This is a genomic window from Flavobacterium sp. CF108 (assembly GCF_900129795.1).
In the GTDB taxonomy this organism is placed as follows: Bacteria; Bacteroidota; Bacteroidia; order Flavobacteriales; family Flavobacteriaceae; genus Flavobacterium.
On the sequence record NZ_FQWW01000003.1, the window covers coordinates 303,584 to 320,837 of the forward strand.

A 17,254-nucleotide genomic window follows, 5' to 3' on the forward strand; every position below is an offset into this window, starting at 1 on the left:
TACAGTATCATTAAAGTAAAAATCAAGCACACATATTGTTTTAGATTAAGAGATGGAGATTAAAAAGGAACCATAAATAAATTTCCACCTTTATTATTTGAATTAAATAGTCTGTTTATGTCCAAAACTTCATCTCTAGTATTTTCTTTATATCCTTGAATTTTTATATCATTCTCTTTACTTTTTTCTTTATTAAATTCAATTTGTGATGAAGTATCAAACTCATATTCAATAATAGCTTCAGAACCTTCTAATCCAATATCTTTATTAATTTGAATAGCTTCTTCTTTTCTTTTATTTATTATGTCATCTAATTCGTCTTTCTCTAAAGTTTTATCAATTCCATAAGCATCTGTCATATAATCATTTGAAAGTTTCTCCCAAGAATCATTAATGTTTTTCTGAATTTGATTGTAATAATCACAATCAGATATTTTTGAATCATTGATAATATCAGAATAACTAGAATTCTCTTTAATCAGACTTGCGAAGCTTTTTATTTGATAATAAGAAATGACATCTCTTGAAAGAATTTGTATTAATTCAGATAAATTATTTATTTGCTGAACTAAATTATTTTGAGCTATATATTTTAAAATTTCATTCAAATGATCACGATCATCCCAACTTAAATAACTTACATCTAAATCATTAATTCTCTCTAATAACTCTACTTCAATTTCATTTTTGTTAAATAAACGAATAAGAGTAGATATGATATTTAGATTAGAATCACTATAAAATCCCTTTAGAAGTTTTTTCTTTTCTTCAAAAATATCATATAATTCTTTTCTGCTATGTTTATTAGAAAAGTCTATTCTTTTTTCACCTTTAACTATTGTAGTTGCTATTCTGTATTTGAATTGTTCAAAAAATACAGATGATTTAAGTAGTTGCAAATACTCTTCATAAGAATTTTGAAAATATGCAAAAATAAAGTCATCTATAGATGGATTAAAAAAACTATATCTGACACTATTTTTATCAATAGTTCTAATTATAAAAGCACCTACTAATTCTTTTAAGGCAAAATTATATTCATTTCCTTTTCTCTGATAATTATTAGAAATAACTTCGTGGTTTATTCTACTATTAAAAGCTTCTTTTAGTCTTTCATCTGTGATATAATAAATTCCACCACCCAATGAGTACATGGTTAATAACAATAATCTAGATATATGCGAAATCTGAATATTAAAAGGTTTTTCCCATATTTTTTTTGGATCATTTAATATATCTAAAACAAATTTTTCTGAATAATCGGAATCAATTATATTACTCTTTTTTGTAATGTCTTGAATTACCCTAGGATTATAGTATCGATGCTTAATAACTTTCCAATGAAAATCATTCTGAAAAAAAATCAACTTTTGTTCATCCTGTAAATCTGAAAGATATATGTGATTATATAGAATTCTTGCTTTATCCCAATCTGTATAGTTTTCAATTCTGACTTCATAATTTGAAATATCAATATTAGAATTTTGAATTTTATCAGAAATGTTTTTTGCCTGATTTAAAATTGTTGTTCTACAAGTTAATATTAATCGTTTATGTTTGTCATCCCTAACTCTTTCTATAAAGTTTACAATAGCAGAGTCAGCATTTCTTGAACTATATAAATCCAAAGTAATTGCTCCTAAAAAGTCATCAAAATAGAATATTTGTTTTTTTTCAGGAGAAAAAGATTCTTCAGCTTCTGTTATTTCTCTGACGTATACTAATTCAAAATCTTCAGCTAAAAACTGATAAGTCAACATATTAGCTAATGTTGATTTACCTATACCCGGAGCACCCGTTATTAATATAAAATAATTGTTGTTTAGTGCATTAACGGCTTCATTATGAGTTTTATTTGGAACATATATTGTAATCTCTTTTACTATTTTTTCTTTATAAAATTCTGATCTGCCTTTGACACCATTTTTGACTATTTTCTTTATTATATCAATAGAAGACAGCCAAAGTTTAAAATGTCTCTCTTGAATCTCAGGATAGTCATCTAGCCATTTATTTAAATCTTCTTTGCCTATAATATCTGATGTTGATTGAATATATGGCAAGAAAGTATTTTTAATTTCTTCTTTATCTTGTGGAGATAATGGCAATGAAGTACAGAAAATATATCGCTTAGGTTTTAATGATGCCACTTTTTGAACTTCATTCTTCTTTAAATCTAGTTTTAATTTAGAAATACCAGAACCTATGTAGTGTTTAACTTGAACTACTATTTCGTTTTCATCATTTATTGTTGAAAATCGCAAATCGATACCTTTGTCAGGTCCTGGTTTGAAGGATTGAAAATTTACATTTAATTCTTTTGAAAGCAAATCTCTTGTTAATTCTTCTAAATCTCTATCGTTTAAAGTTGAAAAGTCGTAATTAGCCATTATGATTTACTGAATATGATTTCAAATTAATTCTTTTTTGTGTTAAATCATAATTTTTGAATTTATATCTCATATATGCAGAAGCCATATCTTCATGTGTAGATATTACTAATTGATTAGAATAAAACTCATTTCTTAGTAATTCTATAAATCCCGCAATATTGATTTCATCCATAGTTTGAACAGGGTCGTCAATTAAAATAATCTTGTTTTGAGAATATTTTTTATGTAATGCCAAAGTAAAGGAAATAATTAATGCGGAAAGTTGCCCCGAACTCATTGAAAAAACAGCATCAAATGTTTTTGATGGATTAGTTTGAAATCTTATACCATCTTTATCTGAAAATATAAACAATCCTAAACCTCCCTGAAAATCTTGCATAATTCTTCCAGAGTATATATGAAATATAATTTCAATATCTTTTATTACTTTTTTCTGATATTCTTTTAAAGATTTTTTATATATGTTACTCAGGTTTTTCAAGTTGTCTTCTAATGTTTTTGCATTATTGAACTTGTCTTCTTTGTTATGTAATTCCTGCTTGTTTTTATCGAGAGTTTCATTTTGTAATAGTGAATATTTATATTTTAGGTAATTTTCTTTTTGTATAAAATTTTCTATTTTAATAGAATTCAATAAATCAAACTTATTATCAAAATACTGAGTAAAAAATTCTCTGTAATAAGATTCAATACCATCTAACTCAATTTCTATTTTAAGTGAATTTAATATTGGCGTAAATTTTTCAATTTCAATTAGACTATCACTACTTATAGTTTCGTTTAAGTGTTCTCTATAATCAAAATCAATACTTTCAAATTCCTTTTTAACATTATTAAAAAAGACTTCATCAATTGATAAAAACTTATTTAAAAAGTTAATATCAACTTTAATTTCGATAATTTTCTGATTTAAAATTTCGATTATAGAAAATATAATATCTTCCTTAAAATTAATTAATTCTTCATTGAAGATTTTACTCTTCGATGTAGTCATTTCTTCTAAATTAAGAGATTGGATTTCTATATTTTCTAATAAATCGTCAATATTAGACCAATCATAACCACACAAAAAGCAAGTTCCAGTTATTTCATTATTTTCATCATCTTTTAGTTTTTTGATGCTATCAACTAATTTTTCCCTTGATTCATTTATTTTAGAATAGATATTTTCTAATTCATCTAACTCTTTTAATCTGTTATTTAAAGATTCATATCCTTCATTAAAATTTAAGATTAAATCTTCGTCTATAAAATCAAAATCTTCGAATTTAATTTCAAAGGAATCATCTTTAATATTTTCAATTGAAAATTCAGTTAAATCCTCAATCATTTTATTTATTCTTATGAATCCATTTTTTTCTTCTTTTAGAGATTCTTTTAGAGGAAGAAAATTATAATACAATAAAAAGTTTTCTATTTTTTCTGTATCTGAAATTAAGCGATTAATCTTTTCATTTCGGATATAACTTTTAAACAATTCTTTATTTTCAACTAATTTCTTTAATTTCGGAATAACTCCGTCTTCATTAAAAAGATATTCGTAGTTATTACTCTGAAAGTTGAATTCTTCTAAATCCCAAGAAATTTCTTTTTCAGAAAATAATTTTATGTACTCTGTATTATTAAATTCATTTGCTAAAAATTTTTCAATTTTTAGCATTGATTCTTTTAAATTATCAATTTCACTTTTTTTCTCAGCGTTACACAATTCGCTGATTCTATTTTTTAGTTTATCAATCTTTACAATTTTGTTTTCAAATTCATAGACATTAAATAAATGAGATATATGTTGCTTTCTATTTTTATCTTGGCTTCTTAATAAAAATAAACTGTCCTCTTGTTCAATATAGTTTAAAAATTGAAAATTTTGGTTGTAGTTATGACCTAAAATTTGACTTAGATATTCTACTTCATTTTGAATAAAATTACTTTCTTCTGATTCAAAATCATTTTTTTTCATAAAGTTTGTATAAACCAAAATCTACAGAATTTGTTAACTGATCTCTTTTTGCTATCCTCTTCAAGATATGTGTAGTATCGTTTTTTAGAAATTGAATTGTTATTGAAATATCACCATTTGAATAATCACATAGAAATGGATGTTCGGAAAAACTTTCTCGGCCATCAATCAATCTGTTTCTTAAATCATCAAACCGTCTGATTTTACCGGTAAAAAGTAATTCTATTGCATCATAGATAGATGTTTTACCAAAACCATTAGGACCATCAAAGACAATTAAATCTGAAGATTCAAAATCAATATTAATATTTTGAAAAACTTTGAAATTTTGTATTACTATTTTTTTAATTTTCATCTGAATTCAATGTGCTTAGTAATATATTATATAAAGTGTCAGATTCTATTTCATTAATATTTTCCAGACTTCTATTGAAAAAATTTTGATCAATATGTCTATTGAGTTCTCCAAAGGAACCTGCTTCAATTTTTTGTCTATTATTATCTGTCAAGGTTACTAAACCATTTTCTTGGAGAATATCTAGTTTGATAAATGGAATTTTATGAGCTAAGCGATAAAGGAGTGATTCAAAATTATTATTATTGATATTATCTTTATGTGCTTTAAAGACAGCTTCGTCTAAAATTTTATTCTCTATAAAATTTTTAATAGTTATTTCTTGTTCTTCTAAAGCCTGATATAATTTTTCTAGTTCAATTTCCTTATATAGAATAATTTCCTTTTTAAATAAATATGGATTTTCTTCTATTTCTAGAACCAAATTTTGAATATTATCAAAATTTTCAACTTTATGTAAGATTAGCATACTCACATTTTTGTCAAACCATTCATCATTGACTATTTCTTTAGCAGAATTAAAATATTCAGATTGTTTTTGTAGAACTTCTTTTAAATTATCGGTCTCAATTACCAACCAATATGAATGTTTATTTTCACCTTCAAAAAAATGTATAACGCCACAATTTAGCTCTTTATTTATAAGACCTAATTGAGAGAATAAGTTATTAATTATTGTTTTCATTTAGTTTTTGTTTTGCTTGGTCTATTTCAATCAACGTAATGTTTTTCCACTTTGTAATTTTATCATATTCGGCAGATGTTGAATCATTTAAAATGTCTATATCGGATTGATTTATTCTAGTTGATCTATTAGCTTCTTCTAAAATAGAAAGCACATTACAACCTTCGGTAATTATATAATCTGTGTTAAAGGGAACTTCTATCAATGTTTCTAATGCAGTGTTGAGTATTTCAACAGAAATGATTTGTTTACTTTGGGATGTGTTTGAGACTATTATAGTTGATGGAAAATACTTCTTCTTTTCTGTATCAATCCAACCTATTTTATTTATATCATCATCCGAATGTCTAATACTATGAAGTATATTGAAAAAAACTTTTTTAATTTCATCTTTTAGGAGTGAATTGTCTTTGTACTGTTGAAGCGTTGAGAATTTAACAATTCTATGAGGCATTATTTTTTGCAAAAATGATTCAAACAAAGAATCGTTTAAATTATTAAAATAAACTAAATATAGATGGAGTTTTTTTTGAGCTTCTTGATCAATTTCATTTTCATTTTCAAAACAAAATTCCTGATAATATCTGTTTAAATCTGTTTTTAGTTTTTTTGTAAAATAAATTTTATCTTGGTGAAGTGATGTCAAATCTGTAGCAATAAAATCTCTAAATCTATTCAAAGAAATAGTTTTATAATAGGCGGATTTATTAATTGAATCACCATTTGGTAAATGATTTTGAGCATGAATTGAAACAACATTATCAGTGATTAGTGACTCAAGTTCATTAGATAAAGTTTCTAAATAATTATCATTAGATAAATGAGGTAATCCAAATTTAGTTAAGCAATTGTTTAGTTGGGCTTTTATTTTATCTTGTAAATCCTCTATTTTACAGTAAGAATCACCATCATAGTTATAGATTTTCATTTTAGTATGTAAAGCTTCAATATCCAATTTACTTTTCTCATTGTTTGTTGCTAAATGAAAATAAGCTTCTTCATCACAAGGGAATCATCTTTTCGTTTTTCTAATTTTTCAAATGCTTCTTTATATCTTGAATAATAATGACTTTTGACAGCTTTCACTTGGTGTAATGTAACTGGTTTTGGGTTATTATTTTCATATCTTACTATAGCAAAATCTTCTAATGAATCAAGCTGTAAATGCAATCCATCAACATTACCTTTTTCATTTAGCAATTTTAATATATGGTAAAGAGCTACTTTACCTTGATATATAAAACCATTCCAAGTATCGACTGCAGAATGGATATCATTAGGGTCTATTAATGGAGTCATAGCATATTTCTTTATAATAATACTTGTTGTATTAATTATATTGTTTTAAATCTTTCATTAAGATTTTTTATTTTTTTAAATTCAAACGTTTCCCTATTGAAGAATCTCAATTTATATTAGCTTTTAACGCATTTTGCTAATTCAAAATAAAGATTATTTTTATCCGTATCAATGTTTAAAGCTAAACTATTTTATCAATAGATGGATTAATGTCATATGCTGGATAGTATTTGTTAGTACGAAACCATGATTTCTTAAATGGTCGTCCGTATTGAAAATTATTCTGCAGCATGGCTGATGTAAATTTGCTTCTATGCCATATTGAATTTTTATATTTTAACTGCATTTGATCAATAAAGCAAATGTTACTATTTAATTCATAGCTTTTTTACGGAAAACCATAAGTCTCAAATTGAGTATCTCCAAAAGTATCAATTTAGCAATATAAAACAGTCCGTATAAATACCTAATTTACAAGTGCAAATCTGTTATTCAGTAAGATGAATACTGATTTAAAATCATTTTTATTTAACGATCAGTTTAAATCTAATTTTAAACTTTAAGTCAATAATTTCAATTTGATTCAATACGACTGTTATGAAATCAAAATCTGGAAAATCTTCAAAAAAAGGAACAAAGAAAAAAATGACTGAAGCTGAGAGAGAACAAGCTTTGCTTGATTGGTTGGTCAGAGTTATTATTGCACAAACGCTAAAAGAATTCTATGGAAAAAACAAGGATAGTGAAAGGGATTAAGAAAAATCTGTCGAACAATTATTTTATTCGTTTGTAATGTATTGGTTTTTAATAGTATAAAGTGTTCGATTCTCACTGACTATTAACTTTTTTTAATGAAATTTTGATGCCTTTTCAAATAAAAACGCATCAAAATTTTGAATTGTAAGAATGTAAAATATTGATTAGGAGTGTTTTATAAAATAAAAAAGGAAGGTGTTCGATACCTTCCTTTTTGTGGAGTCGCCGGGAATCGAACCCGGGTCCAAACAAGCAACTAAAGAGCTTTCTACACGCTTATTTCCTGATTAGATTTTCGATGTTAAGCTAGGCCAGAAACAGCCACCGAACACTTATCTTCTTAAGTTTCGAAACCCACCCGAAGCTCATGGATATCTAGGTTTATTTTTACGGTTCCCCTTGACGGAACGCCACAAACCAAGGCTTTCCAGGAGAATCCAGCTTCTCTACCTTGTAGAGACGTGGCGCAATCGTACTATGATTCGGATTATGCAGCTAAAGCGTAATTATTTTCGCCGTGTAAAAGTTTGAGATCTTATATTTACGAGCAAGGTCTCAATGCTCGACGTGCTTACTGTTCAATTCGACTTGCTGTCAAAACCAGTCGACCCCAAAAATAAGTCTGCAAATTTAGAGTATTTGAAATTACTTTCTACTAAAAATTTCAGAAAAATTAGAAAGTCAAAAGTCGAAAGTTGTAAAGTTTTTAAAGTCAAATGCTTGATTACGATTGTTTCTTTTTATTTTACCCAATTGGTGTAGTTAAAAAAGAACAAAGTCAATATTGGTAACAATTTTAAGACTTTACAACTTTCGACTTTTGACTTTATGACTATTTTATTCTTCGTCTTTAAAATTAAAAGGATAATCCCCAAAAATTGGAGCTAATTTACGAACAGCATAAGTGTTTCTTGTCATTTTGTTAGACAACGCAATTATGGTAACATGCTCTTTTATTAAAGTAATGTAAGATGAGGTATTGCCATGCCACCAGCCATTATGGAAATAATAGTTTTGACCCGTTTCCCAATTAATCATTCGAATTCCAAGACCGTAATTTTTAGTTCCTTTACGTTCATTACTATAACCCGTATAAACTTGTTTTAGTAATTCAGGTTTTAAAAAATCAGGTGATTGTCTGGCGCGATCAAATTTTAGAAGATCTCTTACTGTTGAAAAAACATTTTTATCTCCGTAAACATTATCTAAATAGTCAAAACCAATTTCTGCACCATTTCCTTTATATGACGGGACAATTGTTTTTCTGTCTTTATCATCGTCAAAAACATACGTATGCGTCATGCCTAAAGGTTTGAAAATCATTTGGCTCATAGCTTCTTTATAAGTCAAACCAGTAATTTTTTCAATAATAAGTGCCAGCATTGCATAATTGGTATTACAATAGCTGAAACGGGTTCCGGTTTTAGATTCTAAACCAATATCTTTAGTTGCCAAAAGATTTAAAATATCCTTATTGGTCAACTGATTATGTCTGTCCCAAACCGATTTGTCATGATCTGTAAAGTAAGCATAATTACGCATTCCGGTACGGTGGCTCAAAAGCATTCTAATCGTGCAGTCTTCGTAAGGAAATGTTTTTAAAATTGTATTTACTTTTTGGTCTAAGTCAATTTTACCTGCATTCACCAATTTTAAAACGGCTGTTGCAGTCAATACTTTACTTACAGAAGCAATTTGTACGGGTGTATCTGCTGTTATTTTAGTTCCTTCATTTTTATTAGCAAAACCATTGTATTTTTCGTAAATGATCTGACCATTTCGGGCAACTAAAAAGCTTCCGTTCATGCTGTTGTTGGGCCAGTTTTTATAATAAAAATGATTTATTCTGCCAATTACCGAATTTTTATAAGCCTGTGAAATTTTCTTTTCAGGACCTAACGGCTTCATTTTAGGTAATGTATCTTCGACTGTTGGAGTAGTAGCTGTTTTTGTTTTATTGTCATTACCACAAGAGCTTAAAACTAATACTGAGAAAAGTATTTGTGGTATCTTTGTTTTTTTAAGGAAAATCATTTGCATCGTTCTTTAAAAACAAATATATCGAATTCAATTTTGTTGTATTCTCAGTTTTTGATGGTTTAAAAGGATTGTTTTAACATAATTTTAAGAACTGTTTTTTTTATTTCTTTGTTTTTCAGCTGCTAACGGTTTTTAAACATTCTAAATAGTAAATTAGAAACAAAAATTTAACTATATTTGTTATATTTGAAACAAATACGATGTAAAAAGTTATATTATTAAATGCTTTAAATTTATTTAAATGAGATTTGGAATAATAAAAGAAAGAAAAAACCCACCAGACAGAAGAGTTGTTTTTTCTCCAAATGAACTGACAAGACTAAAACAACTTTACCATGAAGCTTCTGTTGAGGTAGAAAGTTCAGATATTAGAGTTTTTTCTGATGCCGAATATAAAAATATGGGAATAACCGTTACAGAAGATGTTTCGGATTGTGATGTACTATTTGGTGTAAAAGAAGTTCCCGTTGACAATTTAATTCCAAACAAAGCGTATTTCTTTTTTTCTCATACGATAAAAAAACAGCCACATAATAAGAAATTACTACAGGCTATTTTAGAAAAAAATATTGATTTATATGATCATGAAACGATTGTAGATTCACTTGATCGTAGATTAATTGGTTTTGGTAAATATGCCGGAATGGTTGGCGTATATAACGGAATCCGTGCTTTTGGAATTAAATTCGAATTATTTAAACTTCCAAAAGCAGAAACCCTTTCAGGAAAAGAAGCTTTGATTATGCATTTAAAGCGTATTACAATGCCGGCTTTAAAATTTGTAATTACCGGAACAGGAAAGGTTGGGAGCGGGGCAAAAGAAATTTTGGATGCTATTAAAGTAAAAGAAATCACTGTAGATAATTACCTCACTAAAAAATATGCGCAGGCAGTTTATGTTCAGTTAGATGTTTTAGAATATAACAAACGTATTGACGGTCAGGTTTTAGATTTTAATGATTTTGTTGAAAACCCGGAAGCTTATACTTCAGATTTTGAGAAATTTACGAAAGTTTCTGATATCTATTTTGCAGGTCATTTTTATGCGAGTAATGCTCCAATGATTTTGACCAGAGAAATGTTAAACGCAAGTGACTGCAAACTAAAAGTGGTGGCAGATATTTCCTGCGATGTAAACGGACCAATTGCAAGTACACTTCGTTCTTCGACAATTGCAGAACCTATTTATGGATATTTTCCTTTAGAAGATAAAGAAGTAGATGTTTTTCATCCGGCAGCAGTTGTGGTTATGGCGGTTGATAATCTTCCATGTGAAATACCAAAAGATGCCAGCGAAGGTTTTGGAGAACAATTTATGGAGCATGTAATCCCGGCTTTTTTCAACGGAGATAAAGACGGAATTTTAAAACGTGCCAAAATCACCGAAAACGGAAAACTTACCGAAAGATTCAGCTACTTACAAGATTATGTAGACGGTAAATAATTTATTTAATTGTGAATTGTTAATTAATTAAAAGAGCTTTCTAAATTTTAGAAAGCTCTTTTTTTATAATAATTAGGCTGAAAAATTAATAATTAACCATTAACCATTAACCATTAACAATTTATAATTAACAATTAAATTAAACCATTTCCTCCGGTTTCACCCAGGCATCAAAATCTTCAGGGGAAACATACCCTAAACGAACCGCTTCTTCTTTTAGAGTAGTTCCGTTTTTGTGGGCGGTTTGAGCAATTTCAGCAGCTTTGTAATAACCAATTTTAGTGTTTAAAGCCGTTACAAGCATTAGAGAATTGTCTACTAATTCTTTGATACGTTTGTGGTTTGGTTCGATTCCTTGTGCGCAATGTTCATCAAAAGAAACGCAGGCGTCTCCAAGCAAACGTGCCGATTGCAGGAAGTTTGCTGCCATAACCGGTTTAAAAACATTCAATTCATAATGTCCCTGCATTCCGCCAACAGCAATTGCCATATCGTTTCCAATAACCTGAGCGCAAACCATTGTTAGAGCTTCACATTGTGTTGGGTTTACTTTTCCGGGCATAATAGAAGATCCTGGTTCATTTTCGGGAATATGAATTTCTCCAATTCCTGAGCGTGGGCCAGATGCCAGCATTCTAACATCATTAGCAATTTTATTTAAGGAAACAGCCAATTGTTTTAATGCCCCGTGTGTTTCCACAATAGCGTCGTGTGCAGCCAAAGCTTCAAATTTGTTTTCGGCAGTAATAAAAGGATGTTTGGTAAACTGAGCGATATATTCGGCTACTTTTACATCGTAACCTTTTGGTGTATTTAATCCGGTTCCAACTGCGGTTCCTCCCAAAGCGATTTCAGATAAATGCGCTAAAGTATTTTTAAGCGCTTTTAATCCAAAAGCTAATTGCGCTGCATATCCTGAAATTTCTTGTCCAAGTGTTAAAGGCGTTGCATCCATTAAGTGCGTGCGGCCAATTTTTACAACGTCTTTAAATTCATTTGCTTTTTTTACTAAAGTTGCGTGTAGTTTTTCAACTCCCGGAATTGTAGTTTCAACTACCATTTTGTAAGCGGCAATGTGCATTCCGGTTGGGAAAGTATCGTTTGATGATTGCGATTTATTTACATCATCATTTGCTTTTATAAATTGTTCGCCTTCGCCAATTTCAAAACCCTTTAAAACCTGAGCACGGTTAGCAATTACTTCGTTTACGTTCATGTTGCTTTGCGTGCCTGAACCTGTCTGCCAAATTACAAGTGGGAATTGATCGTCTAATTTTCCTTCCAGAATTTCGTCACATACAGCAGCGATTGCATCTCTTTTTTCTATTGGTAAAACTCCTAAATCAAAGTTTGCATAAGCGGCCGCTTTTTTTAAATAAGCAAATCCTTCGATGATTTCCTGCGGCATCGAAGCGGAGTTTCCAATTTTAAAGTTATTTCTTGAACGTTCTGTTTGTGCACCCCAATACTTATCGGCAGGGACCTGAACCTCACCCATGGTGTCTTTTTCTATTCTGTATTTCATTTGTTGTAAATATGTTGTTTGTAAAAATGTATTGTTTATAATTGTGAAATGTGATATTTGAGTTGTAATTTGTTTGTGTAAATGGAACGCGGATGACGCTGATTTACTTCGTAAAGACGCGGATTGAAACGGATTTTATGTTTTGGTGTTTAAATTTTTCTTTTGAATACGGATTCTAGCCCCGATAGGAGTGAAAATCCTTTTATGTTTTTTCTTTAAAAACCAGCAGATAGCGGGAAACAGCTCCTGAAAACACTCATGTTCTTCTAATTTAGATGGTTGAATAATTTATCAAAAAATAAGCTTATTTAAAATGAGTATAAATATACGTATAAATGTTATTTCACGAAAATTGATTTAGATTTTATTGCTGAGGAAAAATATATAGCCTACATTTGTCGTAACATTCAAAAATTCCGGAAAACATGTTTGAATTTTCACAGTACTTAGGCTTTTTACTTTTCTTAACCATACTAACTATAGGGTTTTGGTTAATGTTTTTCTTGGTTGGTTTCGTATCTTATTGGGTTACGGGAGCTAGCTGGGAAATGTTCAAAGAAAAGAGAGCTAAAAAAAGACAAGAAGAACAATCAATTTAATTTGAATTGATTTCATAAAAGGATTCGTGAAAACGAGTCCTTTTTTTATTAAATTTCAAAAATAAAATCCCAAATTCCAATGAGAGTCAATCAATTGGAATTTGGGATTTTTTAGTATTGGAATTTATCCGGTGAAATTGGAATTTGGAATTTTAATTTTTGGATTTTAACTTATATTATCCCGGGAAATCGCCGCCGCCATCTCCGCCGCCGTCATTTTTAGGCTGTGCATTTCTGTCTCTTTCACTTTTTGGTTTGTTGAAACGATACGTAAATGATAAATTGAACTGACGTTTACGGAACTGCATTTCGCTGTACGATTTTTGACTTTCAAGGGTAACATCATTTTGAAGATAGGTGTCGGACCTCATGATACGTGAGTTGAAAATATCGCTAATATTGAATGCAATTGTTGCTTTGTCTTTTAAGACATCTTTACTAAATGCTGTATTCATACCAAACTGACCTAAGTTTTTACCTTGAGCCGTTTTTTGTTCGCCATTGTAAACAGCACTTAACTGCCAGTCTATTTTGTATGGTAACGTTAATTTTGAGTTGATTCTGGCAAACCATGTATTAGCTTGATTATCCAGATCTTGTACCACTATATTTTCTTTAGTATCTGTATAAGTATTTTCTCCGGTAGTTTTTACGTTGTAAAAATTGAAGTTACTGTTGATTCTCCATACTTTGAATGGTGTGTAATTAAGAGTAAACTCAAAACCAAATTTTTGCTCTCTTCCTAAGTTAATTGGACGGCTTAAAATAACCGGAATTCCATCAACTGGATTAGCCGGTGTAGGAGTTACAACCTCACCATCTGGAGTTACAACGTCACCTGTTGGAGTTCTCACGAAACTGAAAACGTCTTTTGTGTTTTCGAAATATGCAGAGGTATTAAAAGTTAATTTTTCCCAGCGTTTGATGTATCCAATATCGTATTTGTCTGTCAAAGATGGATCTAAGTCCGGATTTCCCCTAAAAATATTAACATTACTGGAGTAATTTGTCGCAGGATTCATGAAACGTCCCCTAGGTCTTGTCAAACGCTTGCTGTAACTTGCAGTGAAGTTGCTTTGGTCTGAAATTTCGTAACTAATGAAAGCACTTGGAAACAGGTTGTTGTATTTTTTAGTATTGAAATCGTTAGTATCTAAAAGGTTTACCTGAATGTTAGTGTCTTCCCAACGTAATCCAAATAAATAAGAGAACTTATTGATTTTGAAACCGTATTGCGTGTAAATTGCGTTTATGTTTTCCTTGTATTCTAAAGTATTTGATAATTTTGGATCTGGGTTGCCTTGATTGTCGGTTATTACATATTCGTTGTTCAAGTCGCCAAAACTTCCTTTATATCCGGCTTCAAACTGGCTTCCTTTGCCTAATGGTAATACATAATCTGCTTGTAATTGTACTTGTTTTTGAACCTGATCGTTCAATGTATTGTTGAAATTTGGTGGTGCTGTAATGGAACTATTACTATCGTCTGTATTTCTTGAAATCGATAAATCGGCGGTAAGTTTATGTCCTTTATCGTTGAAATTTTTGATTAAGTTTGAAGTATATTCTACGTTTTCACTTCCGGTAACACCATCATTTAATCGGTATGAATTACCTGTAAAATCATGTGCTGCGTCAAAATTACTATACGTGATGTAGTCTCTTGTGTCACCAGAACTCTTTTGATAATTAATGGCGTTTGTCCAAAACGTATTTGGAGCAACAGTCCATTCTATACCAGCCCTTCCGTTAAATCCGTCAGAAGTTCTTTTAGTATCACGATCTTCGTCAAGAAATCCTTTTGGAGTTCCGTCAGCATTTAAGTAGGATGTATTAGTTAAACCTGCACCTTCGCTTGTTCTGTGGTTGTAGCCAAGAGTTGTGAAGTAATTTAATTTCTCTGTTTTATAATTTAAATTACCGCTTAAACCATATGTTTCAGGAAGTCCAGTCGAAGCAATAAAAGTTCCATTTAAACCTTGATTTTTACCTTTTTTTAGAATAATGTTAATGATTCCAGATCCACCTTCGGCATCATAACGTGCTGATGGATTGGTAATAACTTCAACTTTGTCAATGGCATCTGCCGGAAGCTGACGTAAAGCTTCAGCAACATTTATCGCGTTTGAAGGCCTTCCATCAATTAAAATTCGGATATTGTCACTTCCTCTTAAACTTACATTTCCTTCGGTATCAACAGAAACAGATGGTACATTGTCTAAAACATCACTTACCGTTCCACCTTTTACCATCATATCCTGACCAACATTATAAACTTTTTTGTCAAGTTTAATTTCTACTGATGATTTTTCGGCACGAACCACAACTTCGTTTAATTGTGCAGCATCTTCAGATAAATTTACCACACCTAAATTGGTGTCTTCCTGAATACTTTTTTGTTTAATTTCTGTCGATTTAAACGAAATGAATTCTACTTTTATATCATAAGTTCCCGGTGCAACAGCTACTTCAAATTCACCTTTTGGGTTGGTTATTCCGCCGGCAATAACTTTTGTGTCATTTGGAGCCATGATCGAAATAGTAGCATATTCAAGCGGCTGCCTGCTTACTTTTTCGAAAACTTTTCCAGTAACCTTAACCTTGTTTCTTGCTGGTGGTCCTTGTTGCGCATAGTTGTAAAAGCCTGTAAAAAGCAGCACGAGCATTACAACAAAATTGATTTGTTTCATTTTTTTCTGGTTTCTTTTCTTCTTAGATGGCAAATGTACCTTTTGGTTTAAAGAGCAAGATCACAAAAAAATGTTAATTGATTGTAAAATAATTAATCTAAAAAAGAGGCAACTTTGTCTAAATCCCTTCCAATAATTGCTTTTCCGTCTTTTATAACAATAGGTCTTTCTATTAAAATTGGATGATCTACCATTGCCTGAATAGTTTGATCATCGCTTAAATCTTTTCCTTTATAATTTTCAATCCAGATTTTTTCTTTGGTTCGAACCAATTCATTGGGCTGAATATTTAATTCTTTAAGAAGTTTTTTTAGTTCCTCAAAACTCGGAGTATCTGTTAAATAAGGAATTATTTCATATTCTTGTTTGGTATCTTCAATAAAAGCCAAACAGCTTCTCGATTTTCCACAACGTGGATTATGGTAAATTTGTATCATTTTCTTATATTTAAAGTCTGCTAGAATAAGATCTGTTAAAAACCATCGTTATTTAGTACAACAAAAATAGGATTTCCTATTTAAATCGAATTCTCATTTTAAAATTTTTAATTGTATGTTTTTAGAGCAAGGAGTTAAACCTGAAAATCATTTTTGGAAATATCTTTTAGGATCTGTTTTTATTATCACAGCTTCATTTGTAGGTCAAATTCCTTTTTCTATTGCGGTTCTTTATAAAAGTTTTAAAGAAAACGCCGTTTTCCCAGCCGACAATGATTCGGCTTTAAAAATGTTTCAGCCCAATCTTACCTTATTTTTAGTAATGCTTTCGTTTGTTTTTGCTTTTGCGGGAATATATTTTGTGGTAAAATATATGCATCATCAAACACTTTTATCGGTAACAACGGGACGAAAAAAAGTAGACTGGAACAGGATTTTATTTTCTTTTCTGCTTTGGGCTTTGTTTTCTGTAATTAGTTTTCTGATACTCTATTTTCAATCTCCGGAGAAATTTGTCTGGAATTTTAAATTAGTTCCTTTCTTGATTTTAGCGGTTATAGGAACAATTTTTATTCCCATTCAAACCAGTACAGAAGAATATGTTTTTAGAGGATATTTGATGCAGGGCTTTGCTAATCTGGCCAAAAATAAATGGTTTCCGTTAGTTATGACTTCGCTGATATTTGGTTCCATGCACATTCTTAATCCCGAAGTAACCAAGATGGGATATATTATCATGGTTTATTATATTGGAACGGGATTATTCCTTGGAATCATTACTTTAATGGATGATGGAATGGAATTGGCTCTGGGCTTTCATGCTGCAAATAATCTTGTTGGAGCTTTATTAGTAACTTCAGATTGGTCGGTTTTTCAAACGCATTCTATTTTTAAAGATATGTCAGAGCCTTCTGCCGGTGCAGATGTTATTTTACCGGTTATAATCGTTTATCCTATTTTGCTTTTTATTTTTAGTAAAAAGTACAAATGGACTAATTGGAAAGAGAAATTAACGGGTAAAATTGATGAATCAAACAATGAGATGTCAGAATTTTTAAATTTAAACTAACA

General features: G+C 29.9%; 13 protein-coding genes and 1 other RNA gene. 3 read left to right on the top strand and 11 right to left on the bottom strand.

The features are described from left to right. Positions 1 to 59 precede the first annotated feature (59 nt). Genes BUE10_RS10030 through BUE10_RS10055 form a run of 6 tightly spaced genes read right to left on the bottom strand, consistent with a single transcriptional unit; the run spans position 60 to position 6,692 of the window. Entirely contained in the window at positions 60 to 2,390 is a 2,331-nt protein-coding gene (locus BUE10_RS10030; RefSeq protein WP_073484720.1) for an nSTAND3 domain-containing NTPase, read from the bottom strand. Further along, entirely contained in the window at positions 2,383 to 4,353 is a 1,971-nt protein-coding gene (locus BUE10_RS10035) for an ATP-binding protein (protein ID WP_073484722.1), read from the bottom strand. The genes BUE10_RS10030 and BUE10_RS10035 overlap by 8 nt, the downstream gene beginning before the upstream one ends. Next, a complete protein-coding gene (locus BUE10_RS10040; RefSeq protein ID WP_073484724.1) occupies positions 4,340 to 4,708 on the bottom strand; it encodes an AAA family ATPase in 369 nt (122 codons plus the stop codon). Before BUE10_RS10040 ends, BUE10_RS10035 begins: the two co-directional genes overlap by 14 nt. Continuing rightward, on the bottom strand, positions 4,698 to 5,393 hold the full coding sequence (locus tag BUE10_RS10045; protein ID WP_073484725.1) for an ABC-three component system middle component 1: 696 nt from the start codon (positions 5,391 to 5,393) through the stop codon (positions 4,698 to 4,700). The genes BUE10_RS10040 and BUE10_RS10045 overlap by 11 nt, the downstream gene beginning before the upstream one ends. Further along, positions 5,377 to 6,321 carry an ABC-three component system protein gene (locus tag BUE10_RS10050; protein ID WP_143187736.1) on the bottom strand — a complete coding sequence of 315 codons (945 nt, stop codon included), beginning with the start codon at positions 6,319 to 6,321 and terminating at the stop codon, positions 5,377 to 5,379. Before BUE10_RS10050 ends, BUE10_RS10045 begins: the two co-directional genes overlap by 17 nt. A gap of 50 nt (positions 6,322 to 6,371) precedes the next feature. Beyond that, positions 6,372 to 6,692: a dsDNA nuclease domain-containing protein gene (locus BUE10_RS10055; protein WP_073484729.1), complete on the bottom strand. Its 321-nt coding sequence runs from the start codon at positions 6,690 to 6,692 to the stop codon at positions 6,372 to 6,374. 597 nt (positions 6,693 to 7,289) lie between these two features. Between BUE10_RS10055 and BUE10_RS24005 the strand changes: the two genes are divergently transcribed. Continuing rightward, positions 7,290 to 7,448 carry a hypothetical protein gene (locus BUE10_RS24005; protein ID WP_159439057.1) on the top strand — a complete coding sequence of 53 codons (159 nt, stop codon included), beginning with the start codon at positions 7,290 to 7,292 and terminating at the stop codon, positions 7,446 to 7,448. A 214-nt stretch (positions 7,449 to 7,662) separates the two neighbouring features. On the opposite strand, the gene ssrA is transcribed toward BUE10_RS24005, so the two are convergent. Continuing rightward, positions 7,663 to 8,060: a transfer-messenger RNA gene (gene ssrA, locus BUE10_RS10060) on the bottom strand. A 225-nt stretch (positions 8,061 to 8,285) separates the two neighbouring features. Further along, on the bottom strand, positions 8,286 to 9,488 hold the full coding sequence (locus tag BUE10_RS10065) for a serine hydrolase domain-containing protein (protein ID WP_073484731.1): 1,203 nt from the start codon (positions 9,486 to 9,488) through the stop codon (positions 8,286 to 8,288). A gap of 241 nt (positions 9,489 to 9,729) precedes the next feature. On the opposite strand from BUE10_RS10065, the gene BUE10_RS10070 reads away from it, so the two are divergent. After that, a complete protein-coding gene (locus tag BUE10_RS10070) occupies positions 9,730 to 10,932 on the top strand; it encodes an NAD(P)-dependent oxidoreductase (protein ID WP_073484733.1) in 1,203 nt (400 codons plus the stop codon). Positions 10,933 to 11,071: 139 nt separating this feature from the next. Here the strand turns inward: BUE10_RS10070 and fumC are convergent, their stop codons facing one another. From fumC to arsC, 3 genes are all read right to left on the bottom strand, one after another. Next, positions 11,072 to 12,457, bottom strand: a complete 1,386-nt coding sequence (fumC, locus tag BUE10_RS10075) for a class II fumarate hydratase (protein ID WP_053471812.1) — start codon at positions 12,455 to 12,457, stop codon at positions 11,072 to 11,074. Positions 12,458 to 13,232: 775 nt separating this feature from the next. Next, positions 13,233 to 15,746, bottom strand: coding sequence for a TonB-dependent receptor (locus tag BUE10_RS10080; protein WP_073484735.1), 2,514 nt, complete (start codon positions 15,744 to 15,746; stop codon positions 13,233 to 13,235). Between the two features lie 92 nt (positions 15,747 to 15,838). Beyond that, positions 15,839 to 16,183, bottom strand: a complete 345-nt coding sequence (arsC, locus tag BUE10_RS10085) for an arsenate reductase (glutaredoxin) (RefSeq protein WP_073484737.1) — start codon at positions 16,181 to 16,183, stop codon at positions 15,839 to 15,841. A gap of 115 nt (positions 16,184 to 16,298) precedes the next feature. Here arsC and BUE10_RS10090 point away from each other — a divergent pair, with 115 nt between their 5' ends. Then, entirely contained in the window at positions 16,299 to 17,252 is a 954-nt protein-coding gene (locus BUE10_RS10090) for a CPBP family intramembrane glutamic endopeptidase (RefSeq protein ID WP_073484739.1), read from the top strand. Positions 17,253 to 17,254 lie beyond the last annotated feature (2 nt).